The sequence below is a fragment of the Variovorax sp. WDL1 genome, assembly GCF_001541225.1.
Taxonomy (GTDB): Bacteria; Pseudomonadota; Gammaproteobacteria; order Burkholderiales; family Burkholderiaceae_C; genus Variovorax.
This window is the reverse complement of record NZ_LMTS01000027.1, coordinates 18,219-35,473: the sequence shown is the minus strand read 5'-3', so window position 1 is coordinate 35,473 and position 17,255 is coordinate 18,219. Positions and strand designations below refer to the sequence as shown.

21 protein-coding genes are annotated in these 17,255 nt (G+C 66.9%); 17 read left to right on the top strand and 4 right to left on the bottom strand.

Features of this window, described 5'->3' with window-relative positions:
* From APY03_RS43275 to APY03_RS05190, 6 genes are all read left to right on the top strand, one after another.
* Positions 1–1,091, top strand: a 1,091-nt coding sequence (locus APY03_RS43275; RefSeq protein WP_232324159.1) for a 1-acyl-sn-glycerol-3-phosphate acyltransferase, incomplete at its 5' end; no start/stop codon positions are given.
* Positions 1,091–1,747 carry a phosphatase PAP2 family protein gene (locus APY03_RS05210; RefSeq protein WP_068674605.1) on the top strand — a complete coding sequence of 219 codons (657 nt, stop codon included), beginning with the start codon at positions 1,091–1,093 and terminating at the stop codon, positions 1,745–1,747. The genes APY03_RS43275 and APY03_RS05210, both read left to right, overlap by 1 nt.
* 103 nt (positions 1,748–1,850) lie before the next feature.
* Complete coding sequence (locus APY03_RS05205; protein WP_068674882.1) at positions 1,851–2,336, top strand: YiaA/YiaB family inner membrane protein; 486 nt, start codon at positions 1,851–1,853, stop codon at positions 2,334–2,336.
* Positions 2,337–2,377: 41 nt separating this feature from the next.
* On the top strand, positions 2,378–2,836 hold the full coding sequence (locus tag APY03_RS05200) for a hypothetical protein (protein WP_068674603.1): 459 nt from the start codon (positions 2,378–2,380) through the stop codon (positions 2,834–2,836).
* An 83-nt stretch (positions 2,837–2,919) separates the two neighbouring features.
* Entirely contained in the window at positions 2,920–3,717 is a 798-nt protein-coding gene (locus tag APY03_RS05195; protein ID WP_068674880.1) for a DUF2145 domain-containing protein, read from the top strand.
* Positions 3,718–3,745: 28 nt separating this feature from the next.
* Positions 3,746–4,834 carry a serine endopeptidase gene (locus APY03_RS05190; RefSeq protein WP_068674601.1) on the top strand — a complete coding sequence of 363 codons (1,089 nt, stop codon included), beginning with the start codon at positions 3,746–3,748 and terminating at the stop codon, positions 4,832–4,834.
* Here the strand turns inward: APY03_RS05190 and APY03_RS05185 are convergent.
* The 3 genes from APY03_RS05185 to queA all read right to left on the bottom strand — a co-directional run bounded on the left by APY03_RS05185 (position 4,807) and on the right by queA (position 8,130).
* A complete protein-coding gene (locus tag APY03_RS05185) occupies positions 4,807–5,583 on the bottom strand; it encodes an SDR family NAD(P)-dependent oxidoreductase (RefSeq protein ID WP_068674598.1) in 777 nt (258 codons plus the stop codon). The two genes, APY03_RS05190 and APY03_RS05185, sit on opposite strands and share 28 nt — an antisense overlap.
* Before the next feature lie 320 nt (positions 5,584–5,903).
* Positions 5,904–7,076 carry a tRNA guanosine(34) transglycosylase Tgt gene (tgt, locus tag APY03_RS05180; RefSeq protein WP_068674597.1) on the bottom strand — a complete coding sequence of 391 codons (1,173 nt, stop codon included), beginning with the start codon at positions 7,074–7,076 and terminating at the stop codon, positions 5,904–5,906.
* Positions 7,077–7,089: 13 nt separating this feature from the next.
* Positions 7,090–8,130: a tRNA preQ1(34) S-adenosylmethionine ribosyltransferase-isomerase QueA gene (gene queA, locus APY03_RS05175; RefSeq protein WP_068674595.1), complete on the bottom strand. Its 1,041-nt coding sequence runs from the start codon at positions 8,128–8,130 to the stop codon at positions 7,090–7,092.
* Between the two features lie 76 nt (positions 8,131–8,206).
* Between queA and recG the strand changes: the two genes are divergently transcribed.
* The 4 genes from recG to ubiA all read left to right on the top strand — a co-directional run bounded on the left by recG (position 8,207) and on the right by ubiA (position 13,063).
* Complete coding sequence (gene recG / locus APY03_RS05170; protein ID WP_068674593.1) at positions 8,207–10,315, top strand: ATP-dependent DNA helicase RecG; 2,109 nt, start codon at positions 8,207–8,209, stop codon at positions 10,313–10,315.
* Between the two features lie 73 nt (positions 10,316–10,388).
* Positions 10,389–11,360 carry a LysR substrate-binding domain-containing protein gene (locus APY03_RS05165; protein WP_068674591.1) on the top strand — a complete coding sequence of 324 codons (972 nt, stop codon included), beginning with the start codon at positions 10,389–10,391 and terminating at the stop codon, positions 11,358–11,360.
* A gap of 148 nt (positions 11,361–11,508) precedes the next feature.
* The gene (locus tag APY03_RS05160; RefSeq protein ID WP_068674588.1) at positions 11,509–12,102 is read left to right on the top strand and encodes a Dps family protein; all 594 of its coding nucleotides are present in this window, start codon (positions 11,509–11,511) and stop codon (positions 12,100–12,102) included.
* A gap of 79 nt (positions 12,103–12,181) precedes the next feature.
* A complete protein-coding gene (gene ubiA, locus APY03_RS05155; RefSeq protein WP_068674878.1) occupies positions 12,182–13,063 on the top strand; it encodes a 4-hydroxybenzoate octaprenyltransferase in 882 nt (293 codons plus the stop codon).
* A gap of 18 nt (positions 13,064–13,081) precedes the next feature.
* Here the strand turns inward: ubiA and proC are convergent, their stop codons facing one another.
* Positions 13,082–13,939 (bottom strand): pyrroline-5-carboxylate reductase, encoded by an 858-nt coding sequence (proC, locus tag APY03_RS05150; protein WP_068674586.1) that lies wholly within the window; start codon positions 13,937–13,939, stop codon positions 13,082–13,084.
* Positions 13,940–14,390: 451 nt separating this feature from the next.
* Between proC and rplN the strand changes: the two genes are divergently transcribed.
* The 7 genes from rplN to APY03_RS05115 all read left to right on the top strand — a co-directional run.
* Entirely contained in the window at positions 14,391–14,759 is a 369-nt protein-coding gene (gene rplN, locus APY03_RS05145; protein WP_068674584.1) for a 50S ribosomal protein L14, read from the top strand.
* A 12-nt stretch (positions 14,760–14,771) separates the two neighbouring features.
* Positions 14,772–15,089 (top strand): 50S ribosomal protein L24, encoded by a 318-nt coding sequence (gene rplX / locus APY03_RS05140; RefSeq protein WP_068674582.1) that lies wholly within the window; start codon positions 14,772–14,774, stop codon positions 15,087–15,089.
* Positions 15,090–15,100: 11 nt separating this feature from the next.
* Positions 15,101–15,640, top strand: coding sequence for a 50S ribosomal protein L5 (gene rplE, locus APY03_RS05135; RefSeq protein ID WP_068674580.1), 540 nt, complete (start codon positions 15,101–15,103; stop codon positions 15,638–15,640).
* Between the two features lie 8 nt (positions 15,641–15,648).
* Positions 15,649–15,954 (top strand): 30S ribosomal protein S14, encoded by a 306-nt coding sequence (gene rpsN, locus APY03_RS05130; protein ID WP_068674578.1) that lies wholly within the window; start codon positions 15,649–15,651, stop codon positions 15,952–15,954.
* 20 nt (positions 15,955–15,974) lie between these two features.
* Complete coding sequence (gene rpsH, locus APY03_RS05125) at positions 15,975–16,370, top strand: 30S ribosomal protein S8 (protein ID WP_068674576.1); 396 nt, start codon at positions 15,975–15,977, stop codon at positions 16,368–16,370.
* A gap of 25 nt (positions 16,371–16,395) precedes the next feature.
* A complete protein-coding gene (gene rplF, locus APY03_RS05120) occupies positions 16,396–16,929 on the top strand; it encodes a 50S ribosomal protein L6 (RefSeq protein ID WP_068674575.1) in 534 nt (177 codons plus the stop codon).
* Positions 16,930–16,943: 14 nt separating this feature from the next.
* Positions 16,944–17,255: 50S ribosomal protein L18 (locus APY03_RS05115; protein WP_232324166.1), on the top strand; the 312-nt coding region annotated here is incomplete at its 3' end.

Sequence of the window (17,255 nt, the reverse complement as noted above, 5' to 3'; positions counted from 1 at the left end):
GCATCGGCATCGGCTCGCTGCTGTGCGAGACGCTGAGCCGCCGCCAGGTGGAGATCGGCCTGGTGCCGCTGGGCGCGATCGGCATGAGCGTGTTCGCCATCGACCTCTATTTCGCCTCGCGCAGCCTCGCGCCGGCAACCGAGATGGGCTTGCAAGCTTTCGTGGCCCAGGTACCGCACTGGCGGGTGATGGCCGACCTGGGCCTGCTCTCGCTCTTCGCCGGCCTCTACAGCGTCCCGATGTACGCGCTGATCCAGCTGCGCAGCCAGCCCACGCACCGCGCACGCATCATTGCGGCCAACAACATCCTCAATGCGCTCTTCATGATCGCCAGCGCGGCAATCGCGGGGGCGCTGCTCAAGGCCGGCTTCACCATCCCGCAGATCTTCCTCTTCACCGGCATCGCCAATGCGGTGGTGGCCTTCTACATCTTCATGCTGGTGCCGGAGTACCTGCTGCGCTTCGTCGCCTGGGTGCTGACGCACCTGGTCTACCGCTTCGAGGTGAAGGGCGAGGAGCACATCCCTGCCGAGGGTCCGGCCCTGCTGGTCTGCAACCATGTGAGCTTCATCGACGCGGTGCTGCTGATGGCCGCCAGCCCGCGGCCGATCCGCTTCATCATGGACCACCGGATCTTCCGCGTGCCGGTGCTCGGCTGGCTGTTCCGGCTGGCCAAGGCCATTCCGATCGCGCCGCAGAAGGAAGATCCTGCCGCCTACGCGGCCGCCTTCGCCAGCGCGGTGCAGGTGCTGCGCGAGGGCGACCTGCTCGCCATCTTCCCCGAGGGCGCGATCACGCGCGACGGCACCCTGCAGCCCTTCAAGGGCGGGGTGATGAAGGTGCTGGATGACGCCCGCGCCGAAGGCGTCGACGCGCCGGTGATTCCGATGGCGCTGACCAATCTCTGGGGCTCGTATTTCAGCCGCATCGAGGTTCGCGACGGCGAGCGCGTGGCGATGGTGCGTCCCTTCCGGCGCGGCTTCTTCAGCCGGGTTGGGCTCCACGTCGGCAACGCGATGGCGCGCGCCGAGGTGCAGCCCGAGTCCCTGCAACGGCGCGTGAGCGGCCTGCTGGGGAGCCAGCCGGCCTGATGCTGTCCCTCCTCCCCGACGACTTCTGGTATTCGATTACGTGGTTCGGTGACAGCGGCTTCCTGCTGCCGGTCGCGGCCTGGATCGCCGTGTGGCTGGGCGTGCGAACGGTCACGCGGCCGATCGCCTGGCGCTGGCTTGCGCTTTTCGGCTCGGGGGGCGCGTTGGTGGCGTCCTCCAAGATTGCCTTCATGGGCTGGGGCGTCGGCAGCGCGATGCTCAACTTCACCGGCATCAGCGGGCACACCATGCTCTCGGCCAGCATCTGGCCGGTCGCCTGCTGGCTGGTCGCCGCGCACTGGCAGCCGCGCGTGCGCGCCGCCGCCGCTGCGCTCGGCTGGGTCTTTGCCGCGCTCATCGGGCTGTCGAGGCTGGCGATCTATGCCCATTCCAAATCGGAGGTGGCGGCCGGCTTCCTGCTAGGCGCGGCAGTCAGCTCTTTCTTCCTCTGGCGCCAGCATCACCGGCCGCCGCGGCTCCACTGGGTCCTGCTGCTGATCAGCATCGCATCGCCGCTGCTGTTCCTGCGCCCCGGCACACCGGCGCCCACGCACGACGCCCTTGAGGTGATCGCCCTGCGGCTGGCCGGGACGGAGCGGCCCTTCACGCGCGACGACCTGCTGCGGCGTCGGCAGCAGCGCATCGGTACCGATTGACGATACCGGTGGCGGCCAGATCCGCCACTGGTGCAGGAATCTGCGCCCCGCGGTGAACGGGCGAACCATCATTCGCGCACCTTCACTACGCCGCGAGGCATTCATGCAACCCTCTACCTCCATCGTCTCCATCCAGCGCGACACCCGCGCCTGGCAGGTCCAGGTCTGGATCTCCTTCGGGCTGGCCGTGTTCCTCTGCGCGACCGGTCTCGGATGGCTGCCGGGACAGGCGCTGGACCGGGCGTTCATGGTGATGGGCTACGTGTTCTGCCTCTCGGCTGCCTTCGTGCTCGCCAAGTTCGTGCGCGACAACCAGCGCGGCGTGATGCCCGGCGCCGGCGACACGCCGATGTGGAAGCTCGTGGTCTGGGGCGGCTTCTTCACCGCCATGGGGCTGACCGGTTGGGGCCTGCTACGCATGGAGATCGGCGAGACCTACAAGGCCTTCCTCGGCGTGAGCTGGCTGTTCCTGATCAGCAGTGCCTTCACGCTGGCCAAGACCCTGCGCGACCGCCATGAAGCCGACATAGCCGAAGCGCGCCTGCAGGGCCGCCGCGAAGCCCGTGCCGAAGCCGATCGAGGCGAATGAGCGCCCGGCCCCTTCCATCCCTCTTTTCCGGAGAACACATCATGAAGAAGTCCTTCGTCACGGCATTGATCACGGCCTGTGCCGCACTGGCGGGCGCCGCCGCCCCCTTGCAGGTGCATGCGCAGAGCGAAGCCTCGGCCGCGCTGTCGATGCTCCCGGTGGCCTCGGTGGTCGGAACGGCCTCGCTGGCCGGAAGCGCGGCGAGCGCGGTGGTGGCGGTGCCTGCAGTGCTGTCGGTGGGCGGGACGGCGCTCACGGTGGTGGCGGTCGAGGCATCGGTCGACGGCACCGTCTATCTGCTGGAGCGCGCATCCGACGGCGCCCGCGCCAGTGTCAAGGTGCTGGGCCGCGCCGTGCATGGCAGCGCAGTCGTGGCCGGCACCGTGGTGACGGTCAGCGTGATCGGCACCGGCGTCGTGCTGTCGGCGGCTGGCGATGTGCTGGCCTTCGTGCCCAACGCCATCGGCCGCGCGCTGCTTTACAACGAGAGGCTGTCGTGAAACGCATCCCCACCAATTTCGGCAGCTACGAGATCGAGTACCGCGGCCGCGTGTCCCGCGCGCGGCGTGGGGTGCGGGCGGTGATGCACCTGTTCGCGGCGGCGGTGGCGGTGGTGCTGGCAGGCCTCTTCCTCTTCCCGCTCAACGCGCATGCGGGCCGGTCCTGCAAGGAGCAGAGGGTGAGCGCGGCTTCGATCATCAAGGGCATGGAGCTTGCGCAGCGCACGGCGCAGCAGCTCGACGCCAGCGGCGCGCAGGTGGTGCTGCTGGCGCGGGCGGGGCAGGACCTGGGCAAGTACGGCCTGCGCTACTCCCACATGGGCCTGGCCTACAAGACCGAGGCGGGGGCTTGGCGCGTGGTGCACAAGCTCAACCAGTGCAACACTGCGACTGCGGCGATCTACCGCCAGGGGCTGGGCGAGTTCTTCCTCGACGACCTGTGGCGCCACGAAGCTGCCTGGGTGGTGCCGACGCCCGCCGTGCAGGCTCAGCTGCGGGCGGCGCTCGACGAATCGCCCTCGCGCGTCACGCGGTTGCACACGGCGCCCTACAGCATCGTGAGCTATGCCTGGGGCGACAGGTACCAGCAGTCGAACCAGTGGGCCATCGAGACGCTCGCCGCGGCGATGGAGCCTGCGACGATCCGTACGCGCGGTCAGGCGCAGGCGTGGCTGAAGTTCAAGGGCTACGAGCCCACCACGCTCAGGCTCGGGCCGTTGACGCGTCTCGGGGGGCGCGTCAGCGCGGCCAACGTGGCCTTCGACGACCATCCCAACGAGAAGCGATTTTCCGACCGCATCGAGACCGTGACGGTCGATTCGGTCTTCGCCTGGCTACCCCGCGCGGGCCTTGGCGCGTCGCCGGTGACGCTCAGGCTCTAATGCTGCAGCATGAATAACGAGGAGTGAAATGAGCAGTAAATCCTTGCGCCTGTCGGAGAAGTGGTTCCGCCGCGGCCTGTGGGTGGTGGCGCTGGTGTTCGCGAGCTTCCTGATCGGGCTGGGCAGCACCATCGTGGGCGATCTGCCGAGGGTCGAGCGCACGCTCGCGCTCGACGACTTCCTCGACCGCCCGGCGGCCGAGCCGCTGCGCCAGACCATCCGGGCCAGCCAGCGTACCGAGCAGGAATCCACGCGCGAGCGCGAGCAGGCCGAGCTCGCGCTGCTCGCCGCACAGCAGGCCAGCCGCGCGGCGCGCGAGACCTTCGGCAACTGGCTGGCCACGCGCCGCGCGACCGCCCAGCCCGACCAGGATAGCGAACTGATCGCGCGCACCAAGGCGCTCGACGCGCTGAAGGCCAAGGAAGACGAAGCGCAGCGCGCCGTGGGGACGCAGCGCCAGATTGCGCTCGACGCCCGCCAGGCTCGCCAGACGGCGCAGGAGAAGCTCGCGGTCCTGGAGGAGGCGGCGCGCAAGGCGCTCGAGGCGGAGAACCGGCGCGTCGAGCTGCGCGTGTTCGCGTACCGGCTGGCGCTCACCCTGCCACTGCTGGTGGTCGCAGGCTGGCTGTTCGCGAAGAAGCGCAAGAGCACCTGGTGGCCCTTCGTCTGGGGCTTCATCTTCTTCGCGCTGTTCGCCTTCTTTGTCGAGCTCGTGCCTTACCTGCCGAGTTACGGAGGCTATGTGCGCTACGCGGTGGGCATCGTGCTCACGGTGCTGGTCGGGCGCTACGCGATCATCGCGCTCAACCGCTACCTCGCGCGCCAGAAGCTGGCCGAGGCGCAGCCCGACACGGTGCGGCGCAACGAACTGAGCTACGACACTGCGCTGGCGCGGCTGGCCAAGAGCGTCTGTCCCGGATGCGAGCGGCCGGTGGATCTCAAGAACACCGAGATCGACTTCTGCCCGCATTGCGGCATCGGCCTGTTCGACCGCTGCCGTGCGTGCAAGGCGCGCAAGAGCGCCTTCTCGCGTTTCTGCCATGCCTGCGGGACCGTCGCGTCTTCGCCTGCGGCAGAGGGACTGCCGCCTCAGGTCCAGCCGGCGTCCACCACGTAGTCCTGCGCGCTGCACATCCGCGAATCGTCGGCCGCGAGGAAGAGTGCCATGCTGGCGATGTCCTGGGCCATCACGCGGCCTGGCAGGCACTGCGCGGCGTCGATCTGGGCCTCGGTCTCGGGCTTGACCCACAGCTTCAGCTGGCGCTCGGTCATTACCCAGCCCGGCACGATGGAGTTGACGCGGATGTCGGCCTTGCCGAGGTCGCGTGCCAGGGAGCGGGTGAGGCCGCGCGCCGCGGCCTTGCAGGCCTGGTAGACCGGATAGCCGGCGCCCTTGATCATCCAGCTGATCGAGCCGAAGTTGATGATCGAGCCGCCGCCGGCCGAGCGCATGTCCTGCGCCACGGCCTGCGCGGCGAAGAACTGGTGCTTGAGGTTGACCGCCACGAGCGCATCGAAGTCTTCGCTCGTGACATCGGCCATCTCGTGGCGGCGGTCGTTGGCGGCATTGTTGAGCAGTACGCGGATCGGCCCGAAGCGCGCACGGGTTGCGGCAATTGCCGCCTGCAGCGCGCCGACATCGGTGACGTCGCACTCGTGGAACAGCACGCTGTTGTCGTCTTGCAACTGGGTCGCGAGTGCGTTGCCCGCGGTGGCATCGATGTCGCAGAAGCCGATATGCGCACCCTGCGCATGGAAGGCGCGTACCAGGGCTTCGCCGATGCCGGTGGCGCCGCCGGAGATGAAAACGCCTCGGCCGGCGAGCGATGGATAGCGCGCTGAATAGAAGGAGTTCGTTGCCGTCATGAGATATCCCTGCGAGGAGGAGCGCGCCGCGGCGGGCGCGGCCGAGTGATTTTCTACGCCGCGGGCGGTGCGCGCCAGTCTGCGCACGGGCCTCGCGCGTGTGGCGTATGGCTTAGGTCGTGTTCCCGCGCGCGCAGCTTCTGGCTACGCTCGAAGCCCTCGATCCAAGGCATCCATCCATGTTCAGCCAGTTCCTCCGTCGCCACGCCGCCGCCGGCCTGTACCTTGCGTGCGTCATCGCCGCCCTGCTGTCGGCGGCGAGCATGGTCGCCAATGCGCAGTAGTCGGGCGACATCCGCCGCTTCGAGGCAGCCGCTGGTTCAGATGCCGCGCGCGCGGTCAGCCTTGAACTGCGCACGGAACTCCGAATAGCGGCCGGCGTCGAGCGCCATGCGGATCTCGCGCATCAGGTTCAGGTAGTAGTGCAGGTTGTGGATGGTCGTGAGCATTGGCCCGAGCATCTCGCCGCAGCGGTCAAGGTGATGCAGGTAGGCGCGGCTGAAGCCCTCTCGGCCGCCCTCATCCCACGACACGCCGGAGGCGCCTGCGCAGGCATGGCAGTTGCAGCTCGGGTCGATGGGCTTCGGGTCGCTCTTGTGGCGCGCGTTGCGCATCTTCAGATCGCCGAAGCGAGTGAAGAGAGTGCCGTTGCGTGCGTTGCGGGTTGGCATCACGCAGTCGAACATGTCGACACCCTGGGCCACGCCCTCCACCAGGTCCTCGGGCGTGCCGACGCCCATCAGGTAGCGCGGCTTGTGGGCGGGCAGCCGGTGCGGCGTGTGCGCCATGATCCGCAGCATCTCCTCCTTGGGCTCGCCCACGCTCACGCCGCCGATCGCATAGCCGGGAAAGTCGAGTTCCACCAGCTGCGCCAGCGACTCTTCGCGCAGGTTCTCGTACATGCCGCCCTGCACGATGCCGAAGAGTGCGTTGGGATTCGCGAGCCGCGCGAACTCGGACTGGCAGCGCCGCGCCCAGCGCAGGCTCAACGCCATGGACGAGCGCGCCTCGGCCTCGGTGGTGATGTGACCGTCGATGTCGTAGGGCGTGCACTCGTCGAACTGCATGACGATGTCGCTGTTGAGAAGGGTCTGGATCTGCATCGAGACCTCGGGCGTGAGGAAGAGCTTGTCGCCGTTGACCGGCGAGGCGAACCTCACGCCTTCCTCGCTGATCTTGCGCATCGCGCCCAGGGACCAGACCTGGAAGCCGCCCGAGTCTGTAAGGATGGGCTTTTTCCATTTCTCGAACTGATGCAGGCCGCCGAACCTGGCCATCACGTCCAGTCCGGGGCGCATCCAGAGGTGGAAGGTGTTGCCCAGGATGATCTGCGCGCCCATCTCTTCGAGGCTGCGCGGCATCACGCCCTTGACGGTGCCGTAGGTGCCCACGGGCATGAATATCGGCGTCTGCACCACGCCGTGGTTCAGGGTGAGCGTGCCGCGGCGGGCATGGCTGTCGGCGTCGGTGGCGAGGAGTTCGAAATTCAGCATGCGTCGTCTCATGTCAGGTCGCCCGGGCCAGCAGCATCGCATCGCCGTAGCTGAAGAAGCGGTAGCGCGCGCGGATCGCGTGGCCATAGATCGCCATCACGCGCTCGTGGCCGGCGAAGGCACTCACCAGCATCATGAGCGTGCTCTTGGGCAGGTGGAAATTGGTGACGAGCAGGTCCACGTGGGCGAAGGCGAAGCCCGGCGTGATGAAGATGCGGGTGTCGCCGCTGGCTTCGCCGCTCCTGGCCCACGACTCGAGCGTGCGCACGGTGGTGGTGCCGACGGCGACGACGCGGCCGCCGCGCGCCTTGGCCTGTGCGATCGCGTGCTGCGTCGCCGCGGGCACCTCGTAGCGTTCGGCATGCATCTGGTGCTCGGCGATGTTCTCGGTCTTGACAGGCTGGAAGGTGCCGGCTCCCACATGGAGCGTGACGCTGGCGCGTTGAACACCCCGCGCCTCGAGTGCGTCGAGCAGCGCCTCGTCGAAGTGCAGCGCCGCCGTGGGTGCGGCCACCGCGCCGGGCACGCGGGCGAACACCGTCTGGTAGCGGCGCTCATCCTCCTGCGAATCGGCGTGCGCGATGTAGGGGGGCAAGGGGACGTGGCCGCAGCGCGCCATCAGCGCATAGGGGTCCTCGCCCGTGGAACTGTCGAAGCGCAGGCGGAACAACGGGCCGTGCTCGTCGGGCCAGCGGCCCAGCAGCGTCGCCTGGAAGCCGCCCGCCATGGCCAGCACGGTGCCGACCGGTGGCTTCTTGCTAACCTTCATATGGGCCACGACCTCGTTGTGCTGGAGCACGCGCTCCACCAGCAGCTCCAGCTTGCCGCCGGTGGGCTTTTCGCCGAACAGGCGTGCCTTGACGACCCGGGTGTCATTGAAGACCAGGAGGTCGCCCTCGCGCAGCAGGGAGGGCAGGTCTTTGAAGGTGCGATCGGCGGGGGGGTCCCCAGTCGCGTCGAGCAGGCGCGAGGCGCTGCGTTCGGCTGCGGGATGCTGGGCCACCAGTTCGGGCGGCAGATCGAAATCGAAATCGGAAAGCGTGAAGGCGCGCATGAGTCTTGAGGGCCGGACGGGCCCGTGCCAAGGAGGCGAGGGAAGGGGAAGCCGGGGAGGCGGGCAGAATTGTCCCATGCCCGCCACCGCCAAGTCCTTGCCACCGGAAAAGCCCGCACAGCCGGCGGCGCCCGGCACCGGCCCGAGCCCGGTGCAGCGCGCGCTGCGCAAGCTGGGCCTGGTGCGCGACATCGACTTCGCGCTCTACCTGCCGATGCGCTACGAGGACGAGACCCGCATCGTTCGCCTGGCCGACACGTGCGATGGCGACTTGGCGCAGATCGAGGCGGTGGTGACCGAGAGCGAGGTGGTCTTTCGCCCGCGCCGCCAGCTGATCGTGACGGTGGACGACGGCAGCGACACCTGCCAGCTGCGCTTCTTCAACTTCTATCCCTCGCAGCAGAAGCAACTGGCGGTCGGTGCACGGGTGCGCGTGCGCGGCGAAGTGCGGGGCGGCTTCGTCGGGCGGCAGATGATGCATCCGAACGTCAAGGCGGCGGGCACGGAGCTGCCCCAGGCGCTGACGCCGGTGTACTCGACCATTGCAGGCCTGCCCCAGCCCGTGCTGCGGCGCGAGGTGCGCTCCGGCCTGGCGCGCGCCGCGCTGGACGAGACCGTTCCTGCCGCCTGCGCGCCGGATGGAGCCTGGGAGCTGCGGCGTGCGCTTCATTTCCTGCACTACCCGGCACCCGATGTCGCGATGGCCACGCTTGAGGATCACAGCCACCCGGCCTGGCAGCGGCTGAAGGCCGACGAGTTGCTGGCGCAGCAGCTGTCGCAGTTGCAGGCGCGGCGGGCTCGGAGTGCGCAGCGGGCGCCGATGTTGCAGGCCGTGGCCTCGAAGGACTCGCTCGGCGAGGCGCTTCGGGCCGTCCTCCCGTTTGCGCTGACTGGCGCCCAGCAGCGCGTGGTGGAAGAGATCGCTCGCGACCTGGCTCGCGAGGTGCCGATGCACCGGCTGCTGCAGGGCGATGTGGGCTCCGGCAAGACCGTCGTCGCCGCGCTTGCCGCCGCGCGCTGCATCGACGCGGGCTACCAGTGCGCCCTCATGGCGCCCACCGAGATCCTGGCCGCCCAGCATTTCGGCAAGCTGGTCGGATGGCTCGATCCGCTGCTTGCCGAGCGTGGCCTGCGGGTCGCCTGGCTCACCGGCAGTCAGAAAAAGAAGGAGCGCGACGCGATGTCGGCCGCGGCCGAGAACGGCGAGGCCGCGCTCGTGATCGGCACGCATGCGGTGATCTCGGAGAAGGTGCGCTTTCGCCGGCTGGCGCTGGCGATCATCGACGAGCAGCACCGCTTCGGCGTGGCGCAGCGCCTGGCTCTGCGAGGCAAGGCCGGCGGGCAGCTGGAACCTCACCTGCTGATGATGAGCGCCACCCCGATCCCGCGCACCCTGGCGATGAGCTACTACGCCGACCTCGATGTTTCTACCCTCGATGAACTGCCGCCGGGCCGCACGCCCATCGTCACCAAGCTGGTGGCCGAGCACCGGCGCGACGAGGTCGTCGACCGCATCCGCGTCCAACTCGAGCAGGGCCGGCAGGTCTACTGGGTCTGCCCCCTGATCGAGGAAAGCGAGGCCGTCGACCTGCGCAACGCGACCGAGACGCGGGACGAGCTCGCCTCGGCGCTTGGGGATCAGGTCGGCGTCGGGCTCCTGCATTCGCGCATGCCGACGGCCGAGAAGCAGGCGGTGATGGAAAGCTTCACGGCCAACCGGCTGCAGGTGCTGGTCAGTACCACCGTGATCGAGGTTGGCGTCGATGTTCCCAATGCCTCGCTGATGGTGATCGAGCATGCCGAGCGTTTCGGGCTCTCTCAGCTGCACCAACTGCGCGGCCGGGTGGGCCGCGGCGCGGCGGCCTCGGCCTGCGTGCTGCTCTATGCGCCGAACGAGGGCGGCCGCGTCGGGGAGGCAGCACGGGCGCGGCTCAAGGCCATGGCCGAGACCAGCGACGGTTTCGAGATCGCTCGGCGCGACCTCGGCATCCGCGGCCCCGGGGAGTTCCTCGGCGCGCGTCAGTCGGGGGCGCCGCTGCTGCGCTTCGCGGATCTCAGCACCGACCTCCTGCTGCTCGACTGGGCTCGCGCGCTGGCCCCGCGCATGCTGGACCGGCATCCCGAGCTGGCCGAAAGGCATGTCGACCGCTGGCTGGGCAGCAAGGCCGAGTACCTCAAGGCCTGAATGCAGGAATGCAGGTCAATGCGCGAGGCCGTCCGCGCGCTTCGGGAGCTCTTGCGCATAATTGACGGAAGCTATGACCCTCACGGAACTCAAATACATCGTTGCGGTCGCGCGCGAGCGGCATTTCGGCAAGGCGGCCGAGGCCTGCTATGTCTCGCAGCCCACCCTCTCGGTCGCGATCAAGAAGCTGGAGGACGAGCTCGAGGTCAAGCTCTTCGAGCGCAGCGCCGGCGAGGTCACGGTGACGCCGCTGGGCGAGCAGATCGTGCAGCAGGCGCAAAGCGTGCTCGACCAGGCCGCCAGCATCAAGGAGATCGCCAAGCGCGGGAAGGACCCGCTGTCGGGGCCGCTCAACCTGGGCGTGATCTACACCATCGGCCCGTACCTGCTGCCCGATCTGGTGCGCCAGAATATCGCGCGCACGCCGCAGATGCCGCTGGTGCTGCAAGAGAATTTCACCGCCAAGCTGTTGGAGATGCTGCGCGCCGGCGAGATCGACTGCGCGATCATGGCCGAGCCCTTCCCCGATACCGGGCTCGCGGTGGCGCAGCTCTACGACGAGCCCTTCATGGCTGCCGTTCCCGTCCACCATCCGCTGGCGGAGCGCGAGTCCGTGAGCTCCGACGAGCTCAAGAAGGAGACCATGCTGCTCCTCGGCACGGGCCACTGCTTTCGCGACCACGTGCTCGAGGTTTGCCCGGAGTTCGCGCGTTTCTCGAGCGATGCCGAGGGCATTCGCAAGAGCTTCGAAGGCTCCTCGCTGGAGACGATCAAGCACATGGTCGCGGCCGGCATGGGCGTGACGCTGGTGCCGCGCCTGTCGGTCCCGGCCGATGCGCTCAAGCCACGGGCCGCGAAGGGCCGCGGCAGGGAGCCCGAGCAGATCGTGCGCTACTTGCCGGTACGAGACCTCCAGGGCGGCGAGCCGCCGACGCGCCGCGTCGTGCTGGCATGGCGGCGCAGCTTCACGCGCTACGAGGCCATCGCGGCGCTGCGCAACGCGATCTACGCTTGCGAGCTGCCGGGCGTCAGGCGGCTCTCGTAGCAGCGGCGACATCCAGAAGGGCGCGCCATCGGTCTGCGCTTTTTGGACTCGGACGCAATCGCTGCTATAGAGTGCGACTGTTGCGAAGCCAGCCCTCGCCTTTTAAAGTTTCGTCCAGTTCCACAACCTCGAAGAAAGAACTTTCGCCATGGCCAAACTCGACAAGAAGTCCAAGTCCGCTGTCGCCAACGCACCGGCCACTTTCGCTGGCAAGGTGCCCAAGAAGGGCGGATCGCTGGTGGCCCAGGAATCGGGCGGCCGCAATGCGCCGATCATCAACATCGGCATCGACCGCGAGGACCGTGCCGCCATTGCCGAAGGCCTGAGCCGCGTGCTGGCGGACACGTACACGCTCTACCTCACGACCCACAACTTCCACTGGAACGTGACCGGCCCGCACTTCAACTCGCTGCATGCGATGTTCATGGCACAGTACACCGAGCTGTGGGGCTCCACCGACGTCATCGCCGAGCGCATCCGAGCGCTGGGCCATTACGCGCCGGGCTCCTATGCCGAGTTCAGCAAGATCGCGACCGTGCCCGATGTGCCGAGGGACCCGCCCAAGGCAATGGACATGGTGCGCATCCTGGTCAAGGGCCACGAGACGGTCTCCCGCATCGCGCGCGAGTTCATCCCCGTGGCCGAGGAGGCTGGCGACGACCCGACTGCCGACATGCTGACCGCGCGCTGCACCGTGCACGACCAGACGGCCTGGATGCTGCGTTCGCTGCTCGAAGACTGAACTGCAGCCTTGTACGCGTCGCTTGGGGCAGGCCCGGCGCGTGCAGCCTTCTTCGGTGACCGTGGCGCAAAATCGCGGCATGCCCGCATCCACCGCCATCGCTCCCCGGGGCCGCCTCTCCCTCTATCTCGACCTGATCCGCTGGAACCGGCCGGCCGGCTGGCTGCTGCTGCTGTGGCCTTCGCTGGCGGCGCTCTGGTTCGCGGCTGATGGCTTTCCCGGCTGGCACCTGCTCATGGTCTTCCTGCTCGGCACCATCCTGATGCGCAGCGCCGGCTGCTGCGTCAATGACGTGGCCGACCGCGATTTCGATCGGCACGTGAAGCGCACCGCGCAACGGCCGGTCACCAGCGGTGCGCTGTCGGTCACCGAGGCGCTGGTCGTTGGGGGCGTGCTCGCGCTGGCCGCTTTCGCGCTGGTGCTCACGACCAACCGTGCAACGGTGCTGTGGTCTTTCGCCGCGCTGGCGGTCACCCTGGTCTATCCCTTCGCCAAGCGCTTCATGTCCATCCCGCAGGCGGTGCTGGGCATCGCATTCAGTTTCGGCATTCCGATGGCCTTCGCGGCGGTGCAGTCCTCGGTGCCGGCCTTCGCCTGGTGGCTGCTGGCGGGCAATCTGTTCTGGGTGTTGGCCTACGACACCGAGTACGCGATGGTCGACCGCGACGACGATCTCAAGATCGGAATGAAGACCTCGGCCATCACCTTCGGGCGCTTCGACGTGGCCGCAGTCATGGCGAGCTACGCAATCTATCTCGGCATCTGGGCTGCCGCCGGTACGAGCCGCCAGCTGGCTCCCGTCTTTTACGCCGGCATTGCCTTGGCGGTGGCGCAGGCGCTGTGGCACTGGCGGCTGATCCGCGAGCGCACCCGGGACGGTTGCTTCAAGGCCTTTCGGCTCAACCACTGGCTGGGCTTCACCGTATTTGCAGGTGTCGTGGCCGGCTATCTGCTGCGCTGAAGCCGAAGGGCCACGGTCTCAGCCGCGGCCGAACTCCTCGGCCAACTCTGCCGCGCGCTGATGGGCTGCGCGGATCGCGGTCTTGAATTTCGCCTTGACATCGGCTTGCTCGAGTGAGGTGATAGCGGCGTAGGTGGTCCCGCCTTTGGAGGTCACGCGCTCGCGCAGCACGGCGGGAGGCTCGCTCGCGTCGTTCGCCAGTGTCGAGGCGCCAGTGAAGGTGCCGACGGCCAGCCGGTGCGCCTGCTCGGGCGTGAGACCCAGTTCGACGCCAGCCTCGGTCATGGCCTCGATGAAATAGAAGACGTAGGCGGGTCCCGAGCCGGATACCGCGGTGACCGCATCCAGCGCGCTCTCGGTGTCCACCCAGAGCAATTCGCCGGTGGCTTCGAGCACTTGCTCGACTTGCTTGCGCCCAGCGGAATTGACGGCTGGCCGCGCGAACAGCCCAGTCACGCCCTTTCCGACGAGCGCCGGCGTGTTGGGCATGGCGCGCACCACCTGCTCGGTCCCGAGCCAGCGCGCGATGCTGTCGGAGGGAATGCCGGCGGCGACGCTGAGATGCAGCGCGCCCTTGGCCAGTCCCCGGACGGCCCGCGCGGCCTGCGCAAAGCTCTGTGGCTTGACGGCCCAGACCAGCACCCCGCAGCGCTCGAGCGCTGCGTCGGCCTCGGCATTGGCCATGATGCCGAAGTCGTGCCGCAGCCGCTCGCGCGCCTCGGCGTGGGGTTCGACGATCTCGAAGGTTGTGGCCGGCACCTGGCGCTTGATCAGCCCGCCGATGATGGCGCTGGCCATGTTTCCGCCGCCGATGAAGCCGATTGGCGGAAGGGGAGCCCGCTCCTGGCGGGGCAGGAAGGTAACGGCGATGTTCATGCTCTATCCAGTCAATTCGAAAGCTGCTGGCTGGGGGCCCGCAACGGATTGAAATTGTCGCCGCTTGCCAGCTACGGCGCGGCAACCGCCGTCATGCCGCGACGGACGAGCCAACTGAGTGAAACAGGCGATTGCGAGATGACGAAGCTCAATGGATCACTTTTGAGAAGCTGGCACTTACCTTATTGCTCTCTGGCTGGTGTTCGATGGCGCGCAGCCTGGTCAATGCCGCGGGGGTTGGGTGCCGCGCAGCAGGGCGTTTGACAGCCAAGCACTGCCTGTGCAACAATCGCGGGCTTCGCTTTACCAAAGGCGAAAAACAGCGATAGAGCTTCTGCCCAACGGAGACGCACCGAAGTGGTTTCGATGCGAGGACGACGGGCCCAAGACTGACCGCGAGCTGCTTCCGGCATTTCGGTGTGGCGATCGGTACAAGTTGGGAATACACGAAATGATCCAAACTGAATCCCGGCTCGATGTGGCCGACAACACGGGCGCGAAATCCGTCCTGTGTATCAAGGTGCTCGGTGGCTCCAAGCGGCGTTATGCCAGTGTGGGCGACGTCATCAAGGTCAGCATCAAGGAAGCCGCTCCGCGTGGTCGCGTCAAGAAGGGCGAGATCTACAGCGCGGTGGTGGTTCGTACGGCTAAGGGTATCCGTCGCGCCGACGGCTCGCTCGTCAAGTTCGACGGCAACGCCGCCGTTCTGCTCAACGCCAAGCTGGAGCCCATCGGCACCCGCATCTTCGGACCGGTCACGCGCGAACTGCGCACCGAAAAGTTCATGAAGATCGTGTCGCTGGCCCCCGAAGTTCTCTAAGGACAACTCGCCATGAACAAGATTCGCAAGGGCGACCAGGTCATCGTGCTGGCCGGGCGCGACAAGGGCAAGCGCGGCACGGTGTCGCTGCGCAAGGACGACTCGCACCTGATCGTCGACGGTATCAACCTGGTCAAGAAGCACACCAAGCCGAACCCGCTCAAGGGTACGACCGGTGGCATCGTTGAGAAGGCCATGCCGATTCACCAATCCAATCTGGCGATCTTCAATGCCGCGACCGGCAAGGCCGATCGCGTGGGCATCAAGGTCGCGGACGGCAAGCGCGTGCGCGTCTTCAAGTCCAGCGGCGAAGAAATCAAGGCCGCCTAAGGGGTACTCACATGGCTCGTCTCCAACAACACTACCGCGAAAAGATCGCGAAAGACTTGACCGAAAAGTTCGGCTACAAGTCGCCCATGCAGGTTCCGCGCCTGACCAAGATCACGCTCAATATGGGTGTGGGCGAAGCGGTCGCTGACAAGAAGGTGCTCGACAACGCGGTCGCGGACTTGACCAAGATCGCCGGCCAGAAGCCCGTCGTGACCAAGTCGAAGAAGGCGATCGCCGGCTTCAAGATCCGAGAGAACCAGCCGATCGGCTGCATGGTCACGCTGCGCGGCGTCCAGATGTACGAATTCCTGGACCGCTTCGTGACTGTGGCGCTGCCGCGCGTGCGCGACTTCCGCGGCATCTCCGGTCGTGCCTTCGACGGGCGTGGCAACTACAACATCGGCGTGAAAGAGCAGATCATTTTCCCGGAGATCGAGTACGACAAGGTCGACGCCCTTCGCGGTCTCAATATCAGCATCACGACCACGGCCAAGACTGACGAGGAAGCCAAGGCGCTGCTCGCAGGCTTCCGTTTCCCGTTCAAGAACTGAGGTGCCTTGTGGCTAAAGTAGCTTTGATCGAGCGCGAGCTCAAGCGAGAAAAACTGGTCGCAAAGTACGCCGCCAAGCACGCGGAACTGAAGGCGATCGCCAACGACGCGAAGAAGAGCGATGAAGAGCGCGCAGCCGCCCGCCTGGGCCTGCAGAAGCTCCCGCGCAACGCCAACCCGACGCGCCAGCGCAACCGCTGCGAAATCACCGGCCGTCCGCGCGGTACCTTCCGTCAGTTCGGTCTGGCTCGCGCCAAGATCCGAGAGCTGGCCTTCAATGGTGACATTCCCGGTGTCACCAAGGCCAGCTGGTAAGCCAGGCAGGAGCAAAAAACATGAGCATGAGTGATCCCATTGCCGACCTGCTGACGCGTATCCGCAACGCGCAGATGGTGGCGAAGCCCACCGTGTCGGTTCCGTCTTCCAAGGTGAAGGTCGCGATCGCACAGGTGCTGAAGGACGAAGGCTACATCGACGGCTTCCAGGTCAAGACCGAAGCCGGCAAGAGCGAACTCGAGATCGCGCTGAAGTACTACGCCGGCCGTCCGGTCATCGAGCGCATCGAACGCGTGAGCCGTCCAGGCTTGCGCGTCTACAAGGCCAGCGCCGCGATCCCGCAGGTGCAGAACGGCCTTGGCGTCGCCATCGTCACAACTCCCAAGGGTGTGATGACTGACCGCAAGGCTCGCGCCAGCGGCGTCGGCGGCGAAGTGCTGTGCTACGTCGCCTGACCGAGACATCGAGGAGAACACTGAAATGTCCCGAGTAGGAAAAATGCCGGTTGCCATCCCCCAAGACGTGGATGTGGCGATCAAGGAAGATCAGATCAGCGTCAAGGGCAAGGGCGGTACGCTCAGCCTGCCGCTGAATGCACTGGTGAACATCGTCAACAAGGACGGTAAGCTGAGCTTCGAGCCCGCCAACGAATCGCGCGACGCGAATGCCATGAGCGGCACGGTCCGCCAACTGGTGAACAACATGGTGGTCGGTGTGACCAAGGGCTTCGAGAAGAAGCTGAACCTTGTCGGCGTCGGTTACAAGGCCCAGGCGCAAGGCGCCAAACTTAACCTGCAGGTAGGCTATTCGCACCCGGTCGACAAACTGATGCCCGAGGGCATCACCGTGGCAACGCCCACCCCGACCGAAGTCGTGATCAAGGGAGCCGACCGCCAGCGTGTCGGCCAGGTGGCCGCTGAGATTCGAGCTGTTCGTCCGCCCGAGCCCTACAAGGGCAAGGGCATCCGTTATTCGGACGAGAAGATCGTGATCAAAGAGACCAAGAAGAAATAAGGGGCAGCAAAATGATGTTGACCAAGAAAGCACAGCGTCTACGCCGCTCGCGCCAGACCCGCATCCGCATTGCGACGCAAGGCGTGGCGCGCCTGACGGTGAACCGTACCAACCTGCACATCTATGCTGCCGTCATCTCCGACGACGGCACCAAGGTAATCGCCTCCGCCTCGACCGCGGAAGCCGAAGTGCGCAACTCGCTAGGCGGTTCCGGCAAAGGCGGCAACGCCGCCGCGGCCACGATCATTGGCAAGCGCATCGCCGAGAAGGCGAAAGCCGCCGGTGTCGAGAAGGTCGCCTTCGACCGCGCCGGTTTCGCCTACCAC

What these genes read in the sequence shown, in the direction of transcription:
- APY03_RS05210 (WP_068674605.1), top strand. Translation starts at nt 1,091, where the DNA reads ATGCTGTCCCTCCTCCCCGACGACTTCTGGTATTCGATTACGTGGTTC.
- APY03_RS05205 (WP_068674882.1), top strand. Translation starts at nt 1,851, where the DNA reads ATGCAACCCTCTACCTCCATCGTCTCCATCCAGCGCGACACCCGCGCC.
- APY03_RS05200 (WP_068674603.1), top strand. Translation starts at nt 2,378, where the DNA reads ATGAAGAAGTCCTTCGTCACGGCATTGATCACGGCCTGTGCCGCACTG.
- APY03_RS05195 (WP_068674880.1), top strand. Translation starts at nt 2,920, where the DNA reads ATGCACCTGTTCGCGGCGGCGGTGGCGGTGGTGCTGGCAGGCCTCTTC.
- APY03_RS05190 (WP_068674601.1), top strand. Translation starts at nt 3,746, where the DNA reads ATGAGCAGTAAATCCTTGCGCCTGTCGGAGAAGTGGTTCCGCCGCGGC.
- APY03_RS05185 (WP_068674598.1), bottom strand. Translation starts at nt 5,583, where the DNA reads ATGACGGCAACGAACTCCTTCTATTCAGCGCGCTATCCATCGCTCGCC.
- tgt (WP_068674597.1), bottom strand. Translation starts at nt 7,076, where the DNA reads ATGCTGAATTTCGAACTCCTCGCCACCGACGCCGACAGCCATGCCCGC.
- queA (WP_068674595.1), bottom strand. Translation starts at nt 8,130, where the DNA reads ATGCGCGCCTTCACGCTTTCCGATTTCGATTTCGATCTGCCGCCCGAA.
- recG (WP_068674593.1), top strand. Translation starts at nt 8,207, where the DNA reads ATGCCCGCCACCGCCAAGTCCTTGCCACCGGAAAAGCCCGCACAGCCG.
- APY03_RS05165 (WP_068674591.1), top strand. Translation starts at nt 10,389, where the DNA reads ATGACCCTCACGGAACTCAAATACATCGTTGCGGTCGCGCGCGAGCGG.
- APY03_RS05160 (WP_068674588.1), top strand. Translation starts at nt 11,509, where the DNA reads ATGGCCAAACTCGACAAGAAGTCCAAGTCCGCTGTCGCCAACGCACCG.
- ubiA (WP_068674878.1), top strand. Translation starts at nt 12,182, where the DNA reads ATGCCCGCATCCACCGCCATCGCTCCCCGGGGCCGCCTCTCCCTCTAT.
- proC (WP_068674586.1), bottom strand. Translation starts at nt 13,939, where the DNA reads ATGAACATCGCCGTTACCTTCCTGCCCCGCCAGGAGCGGGCTCCCCTT.
- rplN (WP_068674584.1), top strand. Translation starts at nt 14,391, where the DNA reads ATGATCCAAACTGAATCCCGGCTCGATGTGGCCGACAACACGGGCGCG.
- rplX (WP_068674582.1), top strand. Translation starts at nt 14,772, where the DNA reads ATGAACAAGATTCGCAAGGGCGACCAGGTCATCGTGCTGGCCGGGCGC.
- rplE (WP_068674580.1), top strand. Translation starts at nt 15,101, where the DNA reads ATGGCTCGTCTCCAACAACACTACCGCGAAAAGATCGCGAAAGACTTG.
- rpsH (WP_068674576.1), top strand. Translation starts at nt 15,975, where the DNA reads ATGAGCATGAGTGATCCCATTGCCGACCTGCTGACGCGTATCCGCAAC.
- rplF (WP_068674575.1), top strand. Translation starts at nt 16,396, where the DNA reads ATGTCCCGAGTAGGAAAAATGCCGGTTGCCATCCCCCAAGACGTGGAT.